Source organism: Photobacterium satsumensis, from assembly GCF_050336935.1.
In the GTDB taxonomy this organism is placed as follows: Bacteria; Pseudomonadota; Gammaproteobacteria; order Enterobacterales; family Vibrionaceae; genus Photobacterium; species Photobacterium satsumensis.
The window spans coordinates 50,277-71,220 of record NZ_JAKJSK010000016.1; the positions used below are offsets into that span (position 1 = coordinate 50,277).

The window sequence follows — 20,944 nt, forward strand, 5'->3', positions numbered from 1 at the left end:
TCTCTTAAGCCGTCACTGCAACGTTGTCTAGTTCGCGGATATCAACAAAGTGGCCCGCACAAGCTGCCGCAGCCGCCATAGCAGGGCTGACTAGGTGGGTACGACCGTCGCGGCCCTGACGGCCTTCGAAGTTGCGGTTACTGGTTGATGCGCAGCGCTCACCCGGGCCTAGGCGATCGTTGTTCATGGCAAGACACATAGAACAGCCCGGTAGGCGCCACTCAAAACCGGCCTCGATGAAGATTTTATCCAGCCCTTCTTTTTCGGCTTGTGCTTTAACTTGCTCAGAGCCCGGAACAACCAGTGCTTGTACGTTGGCGGCAACCTTGCGCCCTTTGGCGATAGCTGCTGCTGCACGCATGTCTTCGATACGCGAGTTAGTACAAGAGCCAATGAAGACTTTATCGATAGCAAAATCAGACAGTTTCTTACCCGCTTCCAAGCCCATGTAAGCCAACGCCTTTTCAGCTGACGCTTGCTCAACCGGATCGGTAAAGTCTGCAGGACCCGGGATTAGCTGGTCGACAGCAATCACCTGGCCAGGGTTGGTGCCCCACGTGACCTGTGGTTTGATGTCTTTGGCTTCAAGGGTAACGATGGTATCGAACTGGGCGTCGGCGTCGGTTTTCAGGGTCTTCCAATATTCGATAGCTGCTTCTAGATCGCCGCCAGCTGGCGAGAATTTACGATCTTTGATGTAGTCGAATGTGGTTTGGTCAGGGGCAATAAGGCCAGCTTTGGCACCGAGCTCGATAGCCATGTTACAGACCGTCATGCGGCCTTCCATGGTCAGGTCGGTGATGGCTTCACCGCAGAACTCAACCACATGGCCGGTACCCCCCGCTGCGGTGGTCTTGCCGATGATCGCCAGTACGATATCTTTTGCCGTGATGCCTTCTGCAACCTTGCCTTTGACTTCGATTTTCATCGTCTTGGCACGGGCTTGCTTCAGGGTCTGGGTCGCCAGTACATGTTCAACTTCCGATGTACCGATCCCGAATGCTAGTGAGCCGAACGCACCGTGGGTGGCGGTGTGCGAATCACCACATACGATCGTCATACCCGGCAGGGTGATACCTAGCTCTGGGCCCATAACATGGACGATACCTTGGTATTTGTGGTTCAGATCGTACAAGGTGACACCGAACTCTTCGCAGTTCTTGGCCAGTGTTTCCATCTGGATACGAGCCATTTCGCCCGAGGCATTGATATCCTTGGTCTGGGTCGAGACATTGTGATCCATCGTCGCGAAGGTTTTGCCGATTTGGCGTACCTTGCGGCCTTTTTCACGCAGACCGTCAAAGGCCTGCGGTGAAGTCACTTCATGCACCAGATGGCGGTCGATGTACAGGATCGGGTTTTCGCCTTCGGCGGCAACCGCAACATGGGCATCATAGATTTTTTCGTATAGCGTCTGAGGCGCTTTGGTAGTAGACATTGCTCGTTTGCTCCTTGCTGCGATTAGGCTTGGCGAATGTACTGGGCAATCTTGTCGCCCATTTCGCTGGTGCTCAGTGCTGGACTATTGCCCGCGAGATCTGCCGTCAGCTCACCGGCTTCCAGCGCTTGTGAGACGGCCTGTTCGATAGTGCGTGCAGCTGGCTCTTCGCCCAAGCTGTAGCGCAGCATTAGGGCTGCAGATAAGATTTGTGCCACCGGGTTAGCAATGTTCTTGCCTGCGATATCCGGTGCCGAACCGCCTGCTGGCTCGTACATACCGAATTTATCCTGGTTCAGGCTAGCAGAAGGCAGCATGCCCATAGAGCCGGTGATCATTGCGCATTCATCCGAAATAATGTCACCGAAGATGTTCGAACACAGCATGACATCGAACTGCGACGGATCTTTGATCAGCTGCATGGTCGCGTTATCAATGTACATGTGGTTCAGCGTGACTTCCGGGTAGTCCTTGGCCATTTCCTCGACCACTTCACGCCACAGGATAGAGCTCTGCAGCACGTTGGCTTTATCGATGGAGTAAACGTTTTTGTTACGTAGCATGGCTGATTCAAAGGCAATACGGGCAATGCGTTCGATTTCGTAGCGGTGGTAAATCTCGGTATCGTAAGCTTTCTCTTGCGGGCCTTCACCTTCGCGGCCTTTCGGCTGGCCGAAGTAGATACCGCCGGTTAGCTCACGGACTACGACAATGTCGAAGCCGCGCTCGGAGATATCGGCACGCAGTGGCGAGAAGGCTTCAAGGCCACTGTGGATCTGTGCCGGACGCAGATTGCAGAACAGCTGGAAGTGCTTGCGCAACGGCAGCAATGCGCCGCGCTCAGGCTGATCGTTCGGTGGCAGGTGCTCCCATTTCGGTCCGCCCACCGAACCAAACAGAATCGCATCAGAGGCTTCACAGCCCTTCATTGTTGCTTCCGGAAGGGGACAGCCATGGTTGTCGATGGCGATACCACCGACATCATACTCTTCGCAGTCTAGGGTGAAACCGAACTTCTCTTGTACAGCGGCCAATACTTTGTGGGCCTGCTGCATAACTTCTGGGCCAATACCGTCACCCGGTAGAACGGCAATTTTATATGTACCTGCCATGGTTATACTGTCTCCATTTGGGATTTTTGTTTAATTTCTGCAATTTGATCGGCGCGATGAATGCTGTTGATCACGTGAAGTAGTGCTTGTCCTGATGCTTCGACAATGTCGGTGGCCAAGCCAGTACCGTGGTACTTGCGGCCTTTGTAGTTGGCGATAATGTCAGCTTGGCCCAGGCCATCTTCGCCTTCGCCCTTGGCGGTAAGATCGAACTTATCCAGCACGATTTCATAACCGGTCAGGCGGTAGATACACTGGTATAGCGCATCGACAGGACCGTTGCCGACAGCGGCTTCGCATTTTTCCTCATCACCACACTGTAGTTTGATGCTGGTGGTTGCCATTACGCTACCGGACTGCACGCTTAGGTAGTTCAGCTTGAAGAAGTCATCTTCTTCACGCAGGTTGGCAAAATGCATCAGCGCTTCTAGGTCGTAATCGAAGACTTGGCCTTTGCGGTCGGCCAGCTTCAGGAAGTCGGCGTATAGAGCGTCCAGGTTGTATTCGTTTTCGGTGTAACCCAGTGTATCCATGTGGCTCTTCACCGCGGCGCGGCCTGAGCGAGACGTTAGGTTCAGCGCTTGGTTCTTAAGGCCAATCGACTCGGGAGTCATGATCTCATAGGTGTTCTTGTTCTTCAGCATGCCGTCCTGATGGATACCCGACGAGTGACTGAAGGCATTGGCACCGACGATAGCCTTGTTAGCTTGTACCGGCATGTTACACAGCTGGCTGACCATTTTGCTGGTGCGGTGGATTTCGTCGTGCTTGATGTTGGTATGGACACCCAGGAACTCAGCGCGGGTCTTGATGATCATGGCGATCTCTTCCAGCGAACAGTTACCCGCCCGCTCACCCAACCCGTTGATTGTTCCCTCAACCTGGCGAGCTCCAGCTTGTACTGCAGCCATTGAGTTGGCCACTGACATGCCGAGATCATCGTGGCAATGCACCGAGATGATAGCCTTGTCGATATTCGGGACTCGCTCGAACAGCTGGCTGACGATGCCGCCAAATTCGCTCGGTAGGGTGTAACCGACAGTATCAGGAATATTGATGGTGTTAGCGCCGGCATTAATGGCTGCTTCCACCATCCGGCATAGATTATCAATTGGAGTTCGGCCTGCGTCTTCACACGAGAACTCGACATCATCGGTGTAGTTACGGGCACGCTTCACGGCAGCCACGCCCATTTCAATCACGTCATCGTAGCTGCGGCGCAGTTTGTCCTGAACATGGACAGTGGAAGTCGAGATGAAGGTATGGATACGGAATGCTTCGGCAACCTTTAGCGATTCAGCAGCAACATCAATATCTTTCGCTACCGCACGGGAAAGGGCACAGACCCGGCTGTTTTTGATGTGTTTGGCAATGGTCTGTACTGATTCGAAGTCACCCGGAGATGAAATCGGGAAGCCAGCTTCGATGACATCTACCCCGAGGCGTTCAAGGGCATAAGCGATCTGCAGTTTTTCTTTCACCGTCAGGCTGGCGGATAGCGCCTGCTCACCGTCCCGTAACGTGGTATCGAAAATGATGACCTGATCTTTCATTGCTACTTCCTTTCATTGGCTGCCGGTATTGGCATTGTCTGCATCCGCTTGCGCTGGCCTGTATAAGAAAAAACCCGCGCTAACTGCGCGGGTTTTTAGAATTCTTAGTGGTGTTTCCCACTCATAAGCTACCCGCGCGATTAATTCACGATAAGGAGGAGGCTTAGGAGAAGAGATGAGAAACGCATTTTCATAATTGAAATATATCCACAAACTTGGTTAACAAATGAATACCAAATAGACAGGTGGACCGTCAACCATTAATTGCATGTTTATTTTCTTTTTATGGTTATTCAATTGATATTCCACGTTTGCCACAACAAATCTGACCAGTTGTATGCAGAGGGGCGGTTCCTGTTTGGCTGGGAGGGAGGCTGATGGCATGGTGGATAGTGATGATGGGAATGTTATTTATTTGTTGAGTTCACATCAAGGTGAGGAAATTTCTCGTATAGTAAAATTAATCAATTGATTAAATTGTGGGGAATTATTGTCCTGTCGGTATGCAAGGGAGGAATTAAAATTAATCATCTGATTAATTGAGTGAAGCAGAAGCGAAATGTTGGCAAAACTGCAAAGGCGGGAGAGGCTGTATGGTGGGTAAAGCTGGGCGTCCAGTCGGTGAGTCTGACGCCAGAGAGAGGTTGATCGCCGAGGCGAGGAAGCTGTTTGTCAGCTTGCCTTACAGCAAGGTATCGACGCGGATGATAGCCAACCGTGCCGACGTGAATGTGGCGTTGATCCGGTACTATTTTGCCAACAAGGCCGGTCTGTATGAAGCCATGCTGAGGGAAACCGTGAAACCTATTCATGCCCAGTTGAAGATCGCCCTGAGCAAGGGGGATTTTGCCTCAATTGGTGATTTGATGCGTACCTATTATCGGATCATGGCACCTAACCCCGATATGCCCAAGTTGATTGCCCGCGCCATGATGATGGAGCCGGCCGATCTCCAGCGCCAAACGATGGAAAAGATTTTTAACGAAGTGGCGCGTCCGGCGATTGACGTTATGTTCCAGCAACTGCAGGCGCAGGGGGAGTTGCGGGCTGACGTATGCCCGAATAAGGCCAGAATGAGTTTTATCAGCTTGATGGTATTTCCTTTTTTGATCCCACCTTCAATGCTGACGATGCAAAATATTGAAATGGATGAAACGTATTTAGCGGAACTTGCCGAGCACAATGTCAACTTGCTGGTACGTGGATTGATGATGCCAAAGGAAGAAACGAAACCATGCTGAAGAATCGAAAACTGCTCCTGTTCCCTGCTGTGCTAGCTGGCGTGGTGATATTGGTACTGGCGATTAACTTGCGCCCTTCGCCGGATATAAAGCCGGCGATAGAGCGTGCCCGGGGGGTCGATGTGATCAACCTTGAGCAGCAACAGCTGGCACCAGAAGCGGCCGGTTTTGGCCGGGTGGCGCCGAAGGTGGAGTGGCAGGCCATCGCGGAAGTGACGGGTAAGGTGGTATACCGCCATCCTGATCTGAACAAAGGTCGGGTACTGGATGCGGGTACGATCTTGCTCAATATCGATCCCTTGGATTATGAGTTGCGATTGGCACAGGCCGAGGCCGATGTCAGTGCTAGCCAAGCACAGTTGGCCAAGTTGGTGCAGGAAGAGCAAAACCTGAAAACCACCCTCAAGATAGAAAAAAACCGGTTGGCAATCAGCAAGAAAGAGCTGGCACGCAAGCAGGAACTTCGCACCAAGGGACTGACCTCGCAATCGACGGTCGATCTGGAGCAGCAGAATACGTTGGCGAGCCAGAAAGTGGTCCAGGAAATTGAGAACCAGCTCATCGTATTACCCAATGAACGCAAGGTCACACAGGCTCAGCTGGAAGTGAACTTGTCGCAGGTGAGCGAAGCCAAGCGCTCTTTGCAAAAAACGGTGATCACCTTGCCGATCGATGCCCGGATCTCCAGTGTGGATATCGAGCAGGATCAGGTGGTGAATACCCAGCAGGTGATGGTGGTGGCGCACGGTATCGATACGGTGGAAATTGACGCCCAAATCGCCCTGCATGATATGCAGGTGCTGGCCGCCAGCCTGACTCAGTATACCGCCCATGCCGATGGCAAGCCACGGGCTGATCAGCTCGATCTCAGCGCCAGTATCCAGTTATCCAGTGGCAGTTTTATCCAGCAGTGGCCGGCGAAAGTCACCCGGATCAGTGATACGGTGAATGCCAACCAGGCCACCGTCGGGGTGATCCTTGAGGTCGATCAGGACTACAGCCAGCTATCACCGGAAACCGCTCCGCCCTTGGTCAATGGCATGTTTGTCGAAGCGCGGATATCGGGTCAGCCCAACCCCCATTGGGTGATCCCTGAGCGGGCTTTGCATGGCAATAAAGTGTACTTGGTTGACAGTGAGAGTAATTTGACGATCCAGACGGTGACAGTACTGTTCCGCCGTGATGGCCAAGTGGCGATCAGCGGTGAGCTGGTGTCGGGTACCCAGTTGGTGGTCAATGATCTGTTGCCTGCGGTCGCAGGGATGGCGTTGAAAGTGGTGACCGTGAATGGCTACCCGGTTAAAGAGGTTCAAGACCAAGAGCAGGAGCCGGCGTCATGATCCGTTATTTCTCCCGCCACCCAACCGCCGCCAACCTGATGATGCTGGCCTTGATCATATTGGGGTTGGTGTCCCTGCCCAAGATCAAGCGTGAAACCTTTCCGGAGTTTGCGCCCCCTTATATTATTGCCTCGGTGGTCTACCCGGGAGCCTCGCCACAGGAAGTGGAAGAGAGTATCTGTATGCGGATGGAAGATGCCGTAGACGGTCTGGCCAATATCATCGAGACCCGCTGTGAAGCGGTGGAGGGGTCGGCATCGCTGATCCTCAAGCTCACCAACAGCGACGTGGTATCGCGGATGCTGGTGGATGTGCAGACCCAGATCAATGCGATCAATGATTTTCCCTCTGAAATTGAATCACCGATAGTCCGCGAGCTGGACTGGAACGAGCCGGTGGTCGATGTGGCGATCAAAGCGGATACTAGCCTGCCGCACCTCAAGGCTTATGCCGAGCAACTCAAACGGATCCTCAAACTTGATTATGGGGTGTCGCTGGTCGAGGTCAGTGGCTTTTCCGATCACCAGCTCAGGGTCGAACTCGATGAAGTGGCGATACGCCAGCTTGGCCTGAGCGTCAGTGATATTGCCAGCAAGTTGAGCCGGCAGAATATCAAACTGCCGAGCGGTAACATTGAGATGGCAGACCGTAATCTGTTGATCCGCTTCGATGAACAAAAAATTACCCCGGAGACCATTGCCCGGACGGTTGTCGGGGCGGATAGCCTTGGTGCCGTCTTGCGCTTGGGAGATGTCGCAACCATTACCGACCGCTTCGCCCTTGACGAGCAGAAGGTGTTGTTTGACGGTGTGCCGTCGGCAATGCTGCGGATCAGCAAGAACAAGGCTGATGATGCGTTGCGGATCAAAGAGCGGGTTGCGGCGTTTGTCGAGGCGGAAAATCTGCGGGCGCCAACAGGTGTGACCCTGACGCTGACTAACGATCTCTCGTCGCTATTGTGGGATCGCCTGACCATGATGGTCAAAAATGGTTGGCAGGGGGTCGTGCTGGTCTTTGCGGTGATGTGGTTGTTCTTCTCTTTCCGCTATTCATTCTGGATCGCCGCCGGCTTACCGGTCGCTTTTCTTGGCAGTATGTATTTGATGGCCACTTTCTCCTTGTCCATCAACATTATGTCGCTGGTTGGCCTGTTGATGGCGATCGGGATCATGATGGATGATGCGATAGTGATCTCCGAGTCGATAGCCTCCCACCTTGATCGCGGACAGAAGATCCAAGATGCGGTGTACAACGGGGTGAGGAAAGTGCTGCCGGGGGTCGTCTCATCATTTCTCACTACAATCTGTATTTTCGGTAGCTTGATCTTTCTTGAGGGGGAAATGGGTGCGGTATTGCGGGTGGTTCCGCAGGTACTGATCTTGGTACTGACGATCAGTTTGATCGAGGCTTTCCTGATTTTGCCAAGCCACCTCAGCCATTCACTGCACCGGCAAAAGCAGGAGAAGCTGCCACCGAAATGGAAGCAGAGCTTCTTGGCCAGCTTTGAGCGTTTCCGTAACGAGCGTCTTGTCAAAATGGTGGCTCTGGTAGTGCAGTGGCGTTACCTGTTTGTCGGCGGGGTGATAGGCTTGTTGTTTGCGTCCTTTGCCTTGCTGGCAGGTGGTGGCCTGAAGTTTGTTGGCTTTCCTGAACTGGATGGTGACATTGCCGAAGCGCGGATCATTTTGCCGCCGGGATCGACGTTGGGCCAGACCGAAGCCGTCGTCGATGAAATCGTTGCCTCGGCAAAGCGCCTTAATGAACTGTGGAGTGAGCGCAACGAAGGCGGTGTCTCGCTGGTCAAAAACATTACCGAGCAGTTCAACTTCAATGCCGATGCCGACGAGAGCGGCCCGCATGTGGCAACGGTTAGGCTTGATTTGCTCAGTGCCGAGATCCGCAATAGCCTGATCGATGAGTTTATCGATGCCTGGCGTGAAGATGTTGGTGAACTGGCCGCCCCGGTGGCTCTAGTTTACAAGCAGCCAATGATGGGGCCGGGTGGGCGAGCGATTGAAGTGCGGATGCAGCATGATGACTTGGCGATGCTTAAAGCGGCCTCTATCGAGACTCAGCAGTTCTTCAATGAATTTGCCGGGGTATCGGGTGTGCTGGATGATATGCGGATGGGTAAGCCGGAAGTGTTGATCCGTCTTCGTCCGGGCGCCGAATCTTTCGGGGTCGATGGCCAGCTGATTGCCTCACAGCTTCGGTCGGCGTATTTCGGCCAGACTGCCGATGAAATTCAGATCGGGCCCGAGAACATTGAAATCGAGGTGATGTTCAACAAAGAGCGGGCGGCGGATCTACAGACCCTCTCAAGTTTCCCGATCATTTTGTCCGATGGTAGCCAGATCCCTTTGGCATCGGTGGCCATCCTCGAGCATCAGCGTAATTATGTGCGTATTCAGCGCATTAACGGCTTGCGAACGCTCAGCGTCTATGGCGACCTGCAGGAGAGTGTGATCAGCTCCGGCGAGGTGTTGAACCAGTTCAGAACCCAGCTGATGCCTAAGTTGCAGCAGCAGTATCCGGGGCTTCGTTTTGATTTCGAAGGGGCGGCCAAGGATACCGCGGAAACCGGCCAGTCGATGGCGATAGGATTTATGCTGGGGATATTCGGGGTATTTGTGATCCTAAGCTTCCAGTTCCGCAGTTACCTCGAACCCTTCGTTGTCCTGTTGGCGATACCACTAGCTTTGATCGGAGTGTTCTGGGGCCACTTGCTGCTGGGGCACCCGCTGAGCATGCCGAGTATGATGGGCTTTGTGTCGCTGGCCGGGGTGGTGGTCAATGATTCCATCTTGCTGGTGCAGTATATCCGTCATCACCTCGATGATGGTGATGACATCGAAAAAGCGGTGGTACAGGCGAGCCGCGAACGTTTCAGGGCTGTTTTCCTCACATCGCTGACGACCGCTGCCGGTTTGTTGCCGTTGATGCTGGAAACCAGCTTGCAGGCACAGGTCATCAAGCCGCTGGTGATCTCGATTGTATTCGGTATTTTCACCTCGACTCTGTTGGTGTTGTTTATGATCCCGGCAGCATACGTGATCTTGTCAGACTTCAAGCTGGTACACCGGCACGAAAATTTAGCCTCTGTATAATTGTCGCTACCCTATGGCAATCCTTCCGCACCCTTTGCGCAAGGATTGTCATTATCCCTCCTTTAAAGCGTCACTGCGATGTCATATCTCTTTCCTAATCTGATCCTTAATTAATCAGATCAGGAGCGGGTGATGACCTTACTGACACCGTTACAGCGATTGGACTATGCATTTTCAGCGCTTTGCCTTTGCCACCGCTTCAACTTACAAGTTGCGCGCCTGAGTCGCGCGGTGTCCCACACCGGGGATGGCCACCTGTATGTGATTTTTGCAGCGTTGGTTTGGGTCACTGATCCTCGGCAGGGAGCAGACGTGGTGAAAACAGGGTTACTTGCGTTTGCCCTCGAACTTCCGGTTTACCTCATTTTGAAAAATAGCTTGAAGCGCAATCGCCCAGCGGCCCTACCGAGCTTTATCACGCCGTCGGACAAATACAGCTTGCCATCGGGCCATACTGCGGCCGCTTTTGTCATGGCCCCGCTGATCACGGCGTTTTATCCGGATACCGCTTGGTTTATCTGGCCGTGGGCAACAGCGATAGGGTTTTCCCGTGTACTGCTTGGGGTGCACTACATTACTGATGTGGTTGCAGGGGCCTTGCTGGGCATATTGTGCTTTCAGTTGGTAAGCTTCTGAGGAGTGGTCAATAGATGAAGATCCTTTATGGTGTCCAAGGCACGGGCAATGGCCATATTTCACGGGCTCGCGAAATGGCCAGGGCGTTTTCGGCTTTGGGAGCCGATGTCGACTTCCTGTTTTCTGGTCGTCCGGACAACCGATATTTTGATATGGAGTGTTTCGGCCAATTCGAAACTCGGCACGGGCTCACCTTTGTCACTGAAAACGGTGAAGTGAACCGGTGGAAAACCCTGACGAGTAATCACTTAGCCCGTTTTTTACGCGATGTCCGCAAGCTCGATGTGTCCGGCTATGATGTGGTGCTCAATGACTTCGAGCCGGTATCGGCCTGGGCGGCGAAAAAACAGCAAGTCCACAGCATCGGCATCAGTCACCAGAATGCCTTTTTACACGATATCCCAACTCAAGGACAAACCTGGTTTGACGGTTTGGTGCTCCGCGGCTTTGCCCCGACAGCCCAGCAGTTGGGTGTCCATTGGTTTCATTTCGATCAGATGATCCTACCGCCGATCGTACCGGTGAGTGAAGTACCGGTAGACAGCGATCAGTCGGTGTTGGTTTATCTGCCATTCGAGAATTTGCAGGCGGTACTTGATTTGCTGACCCGATTTACTCAAGTCCATTTTTACTGTTATCACCCCGAGGCCAGCGGTGATAGCGAGTATGACAATGTCAGTATCCGCCAGCTCAACCGGGAAACTTTCCATCATCGACTGCACTGTTGCCGTGGAGTGATTGCCAACGGTGGTTTCGAGTTACCTTCTGAGGCGATGAATTTGGGCAAGAGACTGCTGCTTAAGCCGTTGCATGGCCAGTATGAGCAAATGAGCAATGTAATGACTCTGGAGATGATGGGGCTGGCCAGTTCGATGAGCTATCTTGATCCCGCGGCGGTGAGAAACTGGTTGGACAGTGATTCTGCCGGTCGGGTGAAAATACCCGATGTCGCGACGGCCATAGCAAACTGGGTGTTATCGGGAGATTGGCATAAATGTGATGAATTATGGCAGCAGCTTTGGGACCGAGTGGAGTACCCTGAAGTAGTCGAAGAGGCAATGATTGAGTGGTATACCAATCATGACCCAAATAGTTACAAATCGTCGATAACGACGGTATAACACTTTCCGCTTTTCTGTTTCACAAAGGGCCGCTTTAGGTCCTTCTTGCTTTCTCCTAACCCTTTAATTTTGCTTATAATCGAAGCTTTACTTTAATTATAGATATTTTAGGTTTTTTTATATCCCGCTTAGCGTATTGATTTGTAAGGATTTGTATTCTGAATTCAGTTTTTTACATATAACTGCATCAATTTGCTGATGCTGGCCTATTTATTTCGTCAATCTATTTGAAACATACTGGCAGCACCCCAAGAGGGGGAGTCAGTTTTCAGAGGCATTGGAATGCCCAGCTATTCACCGGCGGCATAATGGATTTTGCCCCATAACGGTAATTTATAGAGGCAAATAATGGCACGCAGAAGTTCACTTATTCACCCTGCTGATGGGTATAAAATGGAATCCAATTTACGTAGCGTTGATCTAAACCTACTGACTGTATTCGATGCGGTTATGCAGGAGCAAAATATTACCCGCGCAGCGCACAACCTGGGTATGTCCCAGCCGGCAGTGAGTAATGCCGTCGCTCGATTGAAAGTGATGTTCAACGATGAGCTGTTTATCCGCCATGGTCGTGGGATCCAGCCTACCCAGCGTGCCAAGCAGCTATTTGGTCCGCTTCGCCAGGCGTTGCAGCTGGTGAAAAACGAATTACCATCTTCTATCTTTTCGCCGGAGACGTCGACCCGCACCTTTAAACTGGCTGTTTGCAGTCCGTCTGATATGCGTTTTGCTCCTCGTATCTTGAGCAATGTGGCTGAGCAGGCGCCTTACGTCCGTGTACAGGTTGAAGCCGAGCTGGATGCTGGACTGACCCAGAAGATGCGCTATCAAGATATCGACTTCGTGATTGATTATGTGCGCTTCGATGAGCCGGGTTTCTGCAGCACCGAGTTGTTCAGCGATGAGCTGGTCGTGGTGGCTGCCGGTAACCATCCGCGTATTGGCGACAGCATTACTGAAGCAGAATTCACCCAAGAGCAGCATGCGGTTATGAAGTCGATCCCTGGGGTGAAGATGTTTGCCGATCATATCTACAACAGCCATGCTACCTACCAGGAATCCTACCAAGGGGCGAGCTTGAGCAACATTATGTATGTTGTCAGCCAATCTGAGCTGATTGCCGTGGTGCCACGTTGGCTGGCCAACGTGACTGCTGCTAGCCAGCAGTTGAAGATTTTGCCACTACCGGTGGAATCGGCCAAGATTTCAGGGTATCTCAGCTGGCACGAGTCTTCGCAGAAGGACAAGGGGCATATCTGGATGCGTGACCAGCTGCTTGCCGTGTGTGGTGACAGCTCGATCTAATCGGTTTTCATATCTTTTTCGAACAGAAGCCAGCAATTGCTGGCTTCTGTTTTTCATACTGAGTCAAATTATGCCGTTATACTATTAGTTGGCGGTAAGTTAGACGTATTTCCTTACACTTTGTAGCGGTGCTATTAGGGAAAGGTAGAGCCTTTGTAATATCTGGCTTTCCAGCTCTGGTCGTACCAGGGAAATAGGGATTTTGTGAGGTCACAGAGTTGCCTTTTTCCCTACGTCACGGGTAGACTTCCAGCGGAATAGGCTTACAGGTGTAAGCCAGAACGGCAGAGTAGTTATGGCTAAACGTGAATTTCATATCGTCAACCGCATTCGTTCCCAAGTTGAACGTTTAGGTGATCAGGTTGCATTACGCCACCAAGTGGCAGGTCAATGGCAGGATATCCGCTGGAGTGAGTTTGGTGAGCAGATCCAACAGCTCGCACTCGCTATGGTTGGACAGGGCCTGAATGTCCAAGATAAAGTCGGTATTTTCTCCAATAACATGCCACGATGGACAGTGGCTGACTTTGCAACACTGTATAACCGAGCTGTAACTGTTCCTATTTATCCAACCAACACCCCGCAGCAAGCCGCATACATCATCAATGATGCCGGGATCCGTATCCTGTTTGTTGGTGAGCAAGCTCAACTTGATGCTGCTGTTTCAGTGGCTGGTGACTGCCCCGAGCTTGAGCATATCGTGGTGATGGGTGAGGTAGAGAACCTGACCGAACACCCGTTGGTGAGCCGTTTTGAGGACTTTATGGCGGCAGCCGAGACGGCGGCGGAAGACACCTTGGTCCAGCGTTTGGATAACGCGGCAATGGATGATCTGCTGACCCTGATTTACACCTCTGGCACCACGGGCACGCCGAAAGGGGTGATGCTTGATTACGCCAATATCGGTTCACAACTTGAAGGCCATGACCAGAAACTGGCACTGGAAGAGGGCGATGTGTCGCTGTGTTTCCTGCCTCTGTCGCACGTTTTTGAGCGTGCATGGACCTTCTATGTATTGCACCGTGGCGGGGTGAACTGCTACCTGTCTGATACCAACTTGCTTAAAGAAGCCTTGGCTGAGGTGAAGCCGAATGTGATGGCGGCTGTGCCAAGGGTTTACGAGAAGATTTTCTCTACCGTCCACGACAAGGTTGCCCGTGCCCCTTTCCAGCGCAAGGTGATCTTTACCTGGGCTGTCAATATGGGGGCGCGTATGGCCCTGGCACGCCAAGAATGCCGTGAGCCATCTTGGATGCTGAAAAAGAGCCATGCTCTGGCGGACAAGCTGGTATTGTCGAAGCTACGCGCTATTCTTGGCGGCAACATCAAGTTTATGCCATGCGGTGGCGCCAAGTTGGATGAGAGCATCGGCCGTTTCTTCCATGCTATCGGCATCAACGTCAAACTGGGCTACGGCATGACGGAAACCACGGCAACCGTATCGTGTTGGGATGACAAGTGCTTCAACCCAGATTCAATCGGTATGTCGATGCCGGGCGCCGAAGTGAAGATTGGCGATAACAACGAGATCTTGGTGCGTGGCCCGATGGTGATGCGCGGTTATTACAACATGCCAGAAGAAACCGCCAAGAACTTCACCGAGGACGGCTTCCTCAAAACCGGCGATGCGGGTCATATTGATGGGGAAGGTAATGTGTTTATTACCGACCGTATCAAGGAGCTGATGAAGACCTCTGGCGGTAAGTATATTGCCCCGCAGGTGATCGAAGGCACCATTGGTAAAGATCACTTTATCGAGCAGATCGCGGTGATTGCCGATACACGCAAGTTTGTATCTGCCCTCATTGTACCTTGCTTTGAAACACTTGAAGAGCATGCCCGTGAACTGAACATCAAGTATCAAGATCGGATGGAGTTGGTCAAACATAGCCAGATCATCGAGCTGATTGAAAAGCGGGTGGTTGAATTGCAAAAAGACTTGGCTCGTTTTGAGCAGGTGAAGAAATTTACCCTGCTACCGAGTGCCTTCTCAATGGATAAAGGTGAGCTGACGCCGACTCAGAAGTTGCGTCGCAAAGTGATCCATGATCGCTATCACCAGCAGATCGAACGTATGTACGAAGAAAGCCACAAGGCGGCGAGTAAGTAATACTCAGCGCCAACCGGGTTGGAATAGGAGAGCTTCGGCTCTCCTTTTTTTTATCTGCCAATTGGCCTTGCTCTCTGGTTTGATCAGTTAAACATCCCGAATGTGATTGCGATAGCGAGAATATATCCTGCCATGTGTGGGGCTTTTAGCGATTATCTTGATGGATATTTGCTCATTTCAGAGAAAACTTGTTAACTGCTTTTGAGCAATAGACTTGATTGCTAAAAAAACGTTACAGTTGTTGCGGATTACTGCTTGGGTTATGACTCTGAGCAGATGACATAGCGTGAAAGCATGATTTCATTTTATTAGGCTAAAAATAAGCCCTAACTATGTTATATCAGCCTGTATAGCTAATTGAGGTGGTCAGAAATAGTTGGCTGCTGTATTTCCGGTTGCAGGCTAGCGCAACCCGTGCTGATCTCCTTCTGTTTGTCCCTCCAGTCAGACAGTCGGTATCAGGCCGCTAGCCAACGACAAGGAATGAATTAGCTATGCAGGGTGGTATACGCGACCTGGAGGCAGAAATATGGAAATGTTGTCCGGCGCCGATATGATCGTTCGTTCGATGATCGATCAAGGCGTGAAACATATCTTCGGATACCCTGGCGGTTCAGTACTCGACATCTATGATGCGCTGCATGAGAAAAGTGATATTGAGCACGTACTGGTGCGTCATGAGCAAGCAGCAGTGCACATGGCTGATGGTTATGCCCGTGCTACTGGTGATGTCGGCGTGGTGCTGGTGACTTCTGGCCCGGGGGCGACCAATGCAATTACCGGTATTGCAACGGCGTATATGGATTCCATTCCAATGGTTGTGTTCTCCGGCCAGGTCATGAGTAACCTCATTGGTAACGATGCCTTCCAGGAATGTGACATGGTGGGGATCTCCCGTCCTGTCGTCAAACACAGCTTTCTGGTTAAAAAGCCAGAAGATATCCCAGAGATCATTAAGAAAGCCTTTTATATTGCCGCAAGCGGCCGTCCTGGCCCGGTTGTCATTGATATTCCCAAAGACATGCTCAATCCCGCTGAAAGCTACCCGTACAAGTACCCTGAGTCGATTGCGATGCGCTCGTACAATCCGACGACTCAGGGTCACAAGGGACAGATCAAGCGTGGTCTCAAAGCCTTGCTAGGCGCCAAGAAACCCGTGTTGTACGTTGGTGGTGGTGCGATCATGGCAGATTGTAGTCCGCAGCTTATACAGCTGGCTGAAAGCTTGAATATCCCGGTGGTTAATACCCTGATGGGGCTGGGGGCTTTCCCTGGTACTCACAAGAATAATTTGGGTATGCTGGGGATGCACGGTACCTATGAAGCCAATATGGCGATGCACAACTCGGATTTAATTTTCGGTATCGGCGTGCGTTTTGACGACCGTACCACCAATAATGTCGAGAAGTACTGCCCAAATGCCACCATCATGCACATTGATGTCGACCCGTCGTCCATTTCCAAGACGATTGCGGTTGATATTCCGATTGTCGGCTCGGCCGATACCGTGCTGAATTGCATGCTGAAAATGCTCGACGAGCAAAATGCCCACAATGACGACGCTGCCATTGATGGCTGGTGGAGCGAAATCGAGTCTTGGCGTGGCCGCCAGTGCCTGAGCTATAAAAAGGATAATGAGCGCATCAAGCCGCAAGAAGTGATTGAAGTACTTCACAGGCTGACCGATGGTGATGCCTATGTCGCTTCGGATGTCGGCCAACATCAGATGTTTGCCGCCTTGTACTACCCGTTTGATAAACCACGCCGTTGGATCAATTCCGGTGGTCTTGGCACCATGGGCTTTGGCCTTCCCGCTGCAATGGGGGTGAAATTTGCCTTGCCGGATGCCGAGGTCGTGTGTGTAACGGGAGATGGTAGTATCCAGATGAATATTCAGGAGCTCTCCACTGCATTGCAGTACGATATCCCGGTCAAGATCATCAACCTGAACAACCGGTTCCTCGGGATGGTCAAACAGTGGCAGGATATGATTTATCAAGGCCGCCATTCGCATTCTTACATGGATTCGGTGCCGGACTTTGCCGCCATTGCTGAGGCCTATGGCCATGTTGGAGTAAGAATTTCCGACCCGAATAAGCTGGAAGAAGAGTTGGAGAAGGCGCTGGCGCTTAAAGACCGGCTGGTATTTATTGATATCAGTGTCGATGAGACCGAGCATGTCTACCCAATGTTGATCCGTGGTGGGTCAATGAGCGAAATGTGGCTGAGTAAAACGGAGAGAACATAATATGCGCAGGATTGTATCAGTACTTCTTGAAAATGAGCCGGGCGCATTGTCACGGGTAGTGGGGCTGTTTTCCCAGCGCGGCTATAACATTGAGTCTTTGACGGTAGCACCGACCGATGATTCCACGCTCTCCCGTTTGAATATCACGACCCATGTTGATGATGATGCTGCACTGGAGCAAATTGAGAAACAGCTGCATAAGCTCATCGATATTCTCAAGGTCAGCAACGTGACTGAAAGTGAGCATCTTGAGCGTGAGCTAATGCTGGTTAAAGTCAAAGCGAGCGGTTTTTCCCGTGCGGAAGTAAAGCGGACTGCCGATATCTTCCGTGGCCAAATTGTCGATGTGACGAGCCAGATCTATACCGTTCAGCTGGCCGGAACCAGTGAAAAACTCGATGCCTTTATTGCGGCTGTCGGAGAAGCCACCGAGATTATCGAGGTGGCTCGCAGTGGCGTGGTGGGTATCGCCAGAGGGGAGCGGGCGCTTAAGGCTTAATTCCAGAGTCAGAGAATGTCTCAGTTATAAAACACCCGGTGCTTTCACCGGGTGTTTGTTTTTTTACCTCCCTGAAAGTCTAGCCTTATTAGACTAAAGTCTAATAAGGCTAGGTGCCAACTAGGTAGTATGGCACTAGGGGGAAGCGATGAATCATAAATTCTTGGCAAGGCTGACGGTGCTTGGCCTGTTGTTGCTCGGTTTCAATGTCAGCGCGTTGTATTTCTTGCTGGCGGTATTGGTGCTCAACACTCACCACAAGGAGATCTTCTGGTAGTGCCGGCTACTTGAGATCACCTTTGATCATTTCCAGGGCTCGCTCTGAATGCGTCGCCATAATCGCGAGCGCCTGCTCACTATTACGGTCAAGTACCGCCTTCATCATCGCTTCATGCTCACCATTGTCGTGGTAACGCTCTTCATACTGGCGGTGACGGCTTACCCAGATATGGCGATAACGTTCGATTTGCTCATAGACCTGACGGTATAGTGCCAGCATCGTCGGTGACTGGCTGCCTGCCAGCAGGGCATGGTGGAAGTCGCTGTGCCGTTGCTCCCACTCGGAAAAGTCGGTGTTGGCTTGTGCCGGGTTCAACCGGCTCAGTTTGTGAAAGCTGGTTAGGATATTGATTTCCCACGCCTCATCCCCGTGTTCAATGGCCCGTTTTAGCAGGATCTTCGATAGCTCTTGATTGGTATTGAATAAATCTTCCAGCTCAGCTGCCGAGACGTTGGCAACCCAACAGCCCTTTTGTGGGGCGAAATGCACGTATTTGCGCCAAGCCAGTTGGACAAGGGCCTCACGTATCGGGGAAGCTCCGACGTTGTATCGCTGCTTCAGGTCGGCAACAACCAGTTTTTGGCCGGGGAGTAGTTCACCTGTCAATATATCCTGGCGGATCATCTCCATGACTGTATCGGCAAGGGTAGGGCTGGACACGTTCTTCCTCATTGTGTGGTTTCAGCGCAAAGTGAACAGTGTTACCCGCTAAGTTAAATCCATAAGGTATATGCTCGAGGGGAATACTGCATGGTGAAGTATATCGAGGAAAAAAGTGGAGGGCGATTGCTAAGTTTCATAATTGTGAGAGGTCATCACAGAACGCTTATGCGATTGGTTAGGAAACCAGCAGGGGATGCTGAGTGAACGGAATAAAAAACGGGAGCCGAAGCTCCCGTTTTAACAATCAGCGCAATGACACTTATAGTACGTGTACAGAAGCTGTGTTAGTTGTACCTGAAGCAACTAGAGCGCCAGATACCATAACAACGATATCGCCTTTCACGCCTAGGCCTGTTTTCAGGGCAATGTCTTTACCGCAAGCGTAGAACGCGTCAGTGTTGTCGATAGATTCAACAACAACTGGAGTAACACCTTTAGTCAGAACTAGCTGTGCAGCAGTCTTAGTGTTAGTTGTTACTGCGATGATGTTTGCCGTTGGGAAGTACTTACGTACTGAACGTGCAGACTTACCGGCTTCAGTTGCGACAACGATTAGAGGAGCGGCTAGCTTCTCTGCTGTGTCTACCGCACCTTTACATACCGCTTCAGTGATACGTAGGCGTGGGCTGTCTAGGCGAGAACCTAGCTCAGCTTTTAGCGCGCCATCAGTACGTGAACAGATTTGAGCCATGATAGAAACAGACTCAACTGGGTATTTACCCTTAGCGGTTTCACCAGATAGCATTACTGCATCAGTACCATCCATTACGGCGTTCGCTACGTCACCCGCTTCTGCGCGAGTTGGACGTGGGTTGTTGATCATAGAATCAAGCATCTGAGTTGCAGTGATAACCATCTTACGAGCACGGTTACACTTCTCGATCATCATCTTCTGAGCGAAGATAACTTCTTCAGCTGGGATCTCAACACCTAGGTCACCACGAGCAACCATGATACCGTCAGATAGCTCAAGGATTTCGTCGAAGTTGTCAACGCCTTCCTGGTTCTCGATCTTGGAGATGATGTGGATGTTTTCGCCGCCGTTTGCCGTCAGGATCTCACGGATTTCCTTAACGTCAGACGCTTTACGGATGAAAGAAGCCGCAACGAAGTCAACGCCTTGCTCACAACCGAATACTAGGTCAGCTTTATCTTTTTCAGATAGTGCAGGAAGGTTTACAGAAACGCCAGGTAGGTTAACACCTTTGTTTTCACCCAGGTCACCGTTGTTAAGTACTTTACACTTAACTTCAGTTTCTGTGGTTTCTAGTACTTCCATTTCGATCAGGCCGTCGTCAACAAGGATAGTGTTGCCTTTTGCCAGGTCTTTAGCGAAGCCAGGGTAAGTTACCGCCACGCGGTCTTGGTTACCGATTACAGAAGTGTCAGTTGTGAACGTGAACTCCTGACCAGCAACAAGAGAAAAGTCTTGACCGCCTTCAAGCTTGATAGTACGAATTTCTGGACCTTTAGTGTCTAGAAGAATCGCAAGTTGCTTACCAGTGTTGGCCATTACTTCACGGAAGTTAGTGATGCGTGCAGCATGCTCTTCGAAGTTACCGTGAGAGAAGTTAAGGCGCATTACGTTCATGCCAGCGTCAACTAGCTTAGTAAGCATTTCTACAGATTCTGTTTTAGGTCCAATCGTACATACGATCTTGGTCTTTTTCATTGAGAATGGTCTCCGGACGAACTTTTACCCAAGGGAAATTTGATTCACAGAGTTATACCTGAAAAAACGTGCCATTGATGTTGAAATACGCCTACAAAGTGTGGCGAGCGTCAAACAAATGAAACGTTAGATCAGTTGATGTCTGTGACAATACAAATTTTTCAAAAATATTGCCTTACAAAAGCAGTTGGGTTGCTTTTGTAAGGCATCTCTTGTGAGCTAAAGCAGCCGTTAACACCGAGAGGGTTATTGGCAAGGTGTCATCAGTATACCGTAGCTAGATGACGCTTGTATGTCTGCCTGACATAAATCGACAGGTCAAACAAGGGGCGTATATTAGCATAGTCAATCTGTTTAATCACCTTGTGATAGCGCGCAAATTTTTAACGCCTACTCAAAGAGAAGCTGAGATTATCTACATATTTCACAGATTTTTTTTGTTTTTTATCAAGTGATGGTTTATTTCGGAGGGAAAAATAAATCATAAGGCGGTTCGTAGGTTAAGGTTTCAGCTGGGGGGCGGAGTTGTGCTTTGGGCAGAGATGGCTATAGCCAGCTGGCAGAGGAGGGCGTGAGGATGGCAGGCAAAAGAAAAGGCGCATAGATTTCTCTATGCGCC

Annotated in this window: 15 protein-coding genes; 10 read left to right on the forward strand and 5 right to left on the reverse strand. The window is 51.1% G+C overall.

Annotated elements, in window-relative coordinates:
- Window positions 1-4: 4 nt before the first annotated feature.
- The 3 genes from leuC to leuA are packed head-to-tail and all read right to left on the reverse strand — an operon-like array spanning window position 5 to window position 4,103.
- Window positions 5-1,438, reverse strand: coding sequence for a 3-isopropylmalate dehydratase large subunit (gene leuC / locus L4D79_RS25640; RefSeq protein ID WP_428655802.1), 1,434 nt, complete (start codon window positions 1,436-1,438; stop codon window positions 5-7).
- Between the two features lie 23 nt (window positions 1,439-1,461).
- The gene (leuB, locus tag L4D79_RS25645) at window positions 1,462-2,550 is read right to left on the reverse strand and encodes a 3-isopropylmalate dehydrogenase (RefSeq protein WP_428655804.1); all 1,089 of its coding nucleotides are present in this window, start codon (window positions 2,548-2,550) and stop codon (window positions 1,462-1,464) included.
- Window positions 2,551-2,552: 2 nt separating this feature from the next.
- Entirely contained in the window at window positions 2,553-4,103 is a 1,551-nt protein-coding gene (leuA, locus tag L4D79_RS25650) for a 2-isopropylmalate synthase (RefSeq protein WP_428655806.1), read from the reverse strand.
- Window positions 4,104-4,696: 593 nt separating this feature from the next.
- On the opposite strand from leuA, the gene L4D79_RS25655 reads away from it, so the two are divergent.
- From L4D79_RS25655 to L4D79_RS25700, 10 genes are all read left to right on the forward strand, one after another.
- Window positions 4,697-5,344, forward strand: a complete 648-nt coding sequence (locus L4D79_RS25655) for a TetR/AcrR family transcriptional regulator (protein WP_428655808.1) — start codon at window positions 4,697-4,699, stop codon at window positions 5,342-5,344.
- Window positions 5,338-6,684, forward strand: a complete 1,347-nt coding sequence (locus L4D79_RS25660) for an efflux RND transporter periplasmic adaptor subunit (RefSeq protein ID WP_428655810.1) — start codon at window positions 5,338-5,340, stop codon at window positions 6,682-6,684. The genes L4D79_RS25655 and L4D79_RS25660 overlap by 7 nt, the downstream gene beginning before the upstream one ends.
- Window positions 6,681-9,791, forward strand: a complete 3,111-nt coding sequence (locus L4D79_RS25665; protein ID WP_428655812.1) for an efflux RND transporter permease subunit — start codon at window positions 6,681-6,683, stop codon at window positions 9,789-9,791. Before L4D79_RS25660 ends, L4D79_RS25665 begins: the two co-directional genes overlap by 4 nt.
- A gap of 132 nt (window positions 9,792-9,923) precedes the next feature.
- On the forward strand, window positions 9,924-10,427 hold the full coding sequence (locus L4D79_RS25670; protein ID WP_428655814.1) for a phosphatase PAP2 family protein: 504 nt from the start codon (window positions 9,924-9,926) through the stop codon (window positions 10,425-10,427).
- A 14-nt stretch (window positions 10,428-10,441) separates the two neighbouring features.
- A complete protein-coding gene (locus L4D79_RS25675; protein WP_428655816.1) occupies window positions 10,442-11,548 on the forward strand; it encodes an MJ1255/VC2487 family glycosyltransferase in 1,107 nt (368 codons plus the stop codon).
- 348 nt (window positions 11,549-11,896) lie between these two features.
- Window positions 11,897-12,853 carry a transcriptional regulator LeuO gene (leuO, locus tag L4D79_RS25680; protein ID WP_428655819.1) on the forward strand — a complete coding sequence of 319 codons (957 nt, stop codon included), beginning with the start codon at window positions 11,897-11,899 and terminating at the stop codon, window positions 12,851-12,853.
- Window positions 12,854-13,148: 295 nt separating this feature from the next.
- Window positions 13,149-14,963, forward strand: a complete 1,815-nt coding sequence (locus tag L4D79_RS25685; protein ID WP_428655821.1) for an AMP-dependent synthetase/ligase — start codon at window positions 13,149-13,151, stop codon at window positions 14,961-14,963.
- Between the two features lie 529 nt (window positions 14,964-15,492).
- Window positions 15,493-17,211 (forward strand): acetolactate synthase 3 large subunit, encoded by a 1,719-nt coding sequence (locus tag L4D79_RS25690; RefSeq protein ID WP_428655823.1) that lies wholly within the window; start codon window positions 15,493-15,495, stop codon window positions 17,209-17,211.
- Between the two features lies 1 nt (window position 17,212).
- A complete protein-coding gene (gene ilvN, locus L4D79_RS25695; RefSeq protein WP_428655825.1) occupies window positions 17,213-17,710 on the forward strand; it encodes an acetolactate synthase small subunit in 498 nt (165 codons plus the stop codon).
- Window positions 17,711-17,858: 148 nt separating this feature from the next.
- Entirely contained in the window at window positions 17,859-17,987 is a 129-nt protein-coding gene (locus tag L4D79_RS25700; RefSeq protein WP_275937938.1) for a hypothetical protein, read from the forward strand.
- Between the two features lie 6 nt (window positions 17,988-17,993).
- On the opposite strand, the gene L4D79_RS25705 is transcribed toward L4D79_RS25700, so the two are convergent.
- Together L4D79_RS25705 and pykF are read right to left on the reverse strand one after the other, a co-directional pair.
- A complete protein-coding gene (locus L4D79_RS25705) occupies window positions 17,994-18,662 on the reverse strand; it encodes a GntR family transcriptional regulator (protein ID WP_428655828.1) in 669 nt (222 codons plus the stop codon).
- A gap of 250 nt (window positions 18,663-18,912) precedes the next feature.
- The gene (gene pykF / locus L4D79_RS25710; protein WP_428655830.1) at window positions 18,913-20,325 is read right to left on the reverse strand and encodes a pyruvate kinase PykF; all 1,413 of its coding nucleotides are present in this window, start codon (window positions 20,323-20,325) and stop codon (window positions 18,913-18,915) included.
- Window positions 20,326-20,944 lie beyond the last annotated feature (619 nt).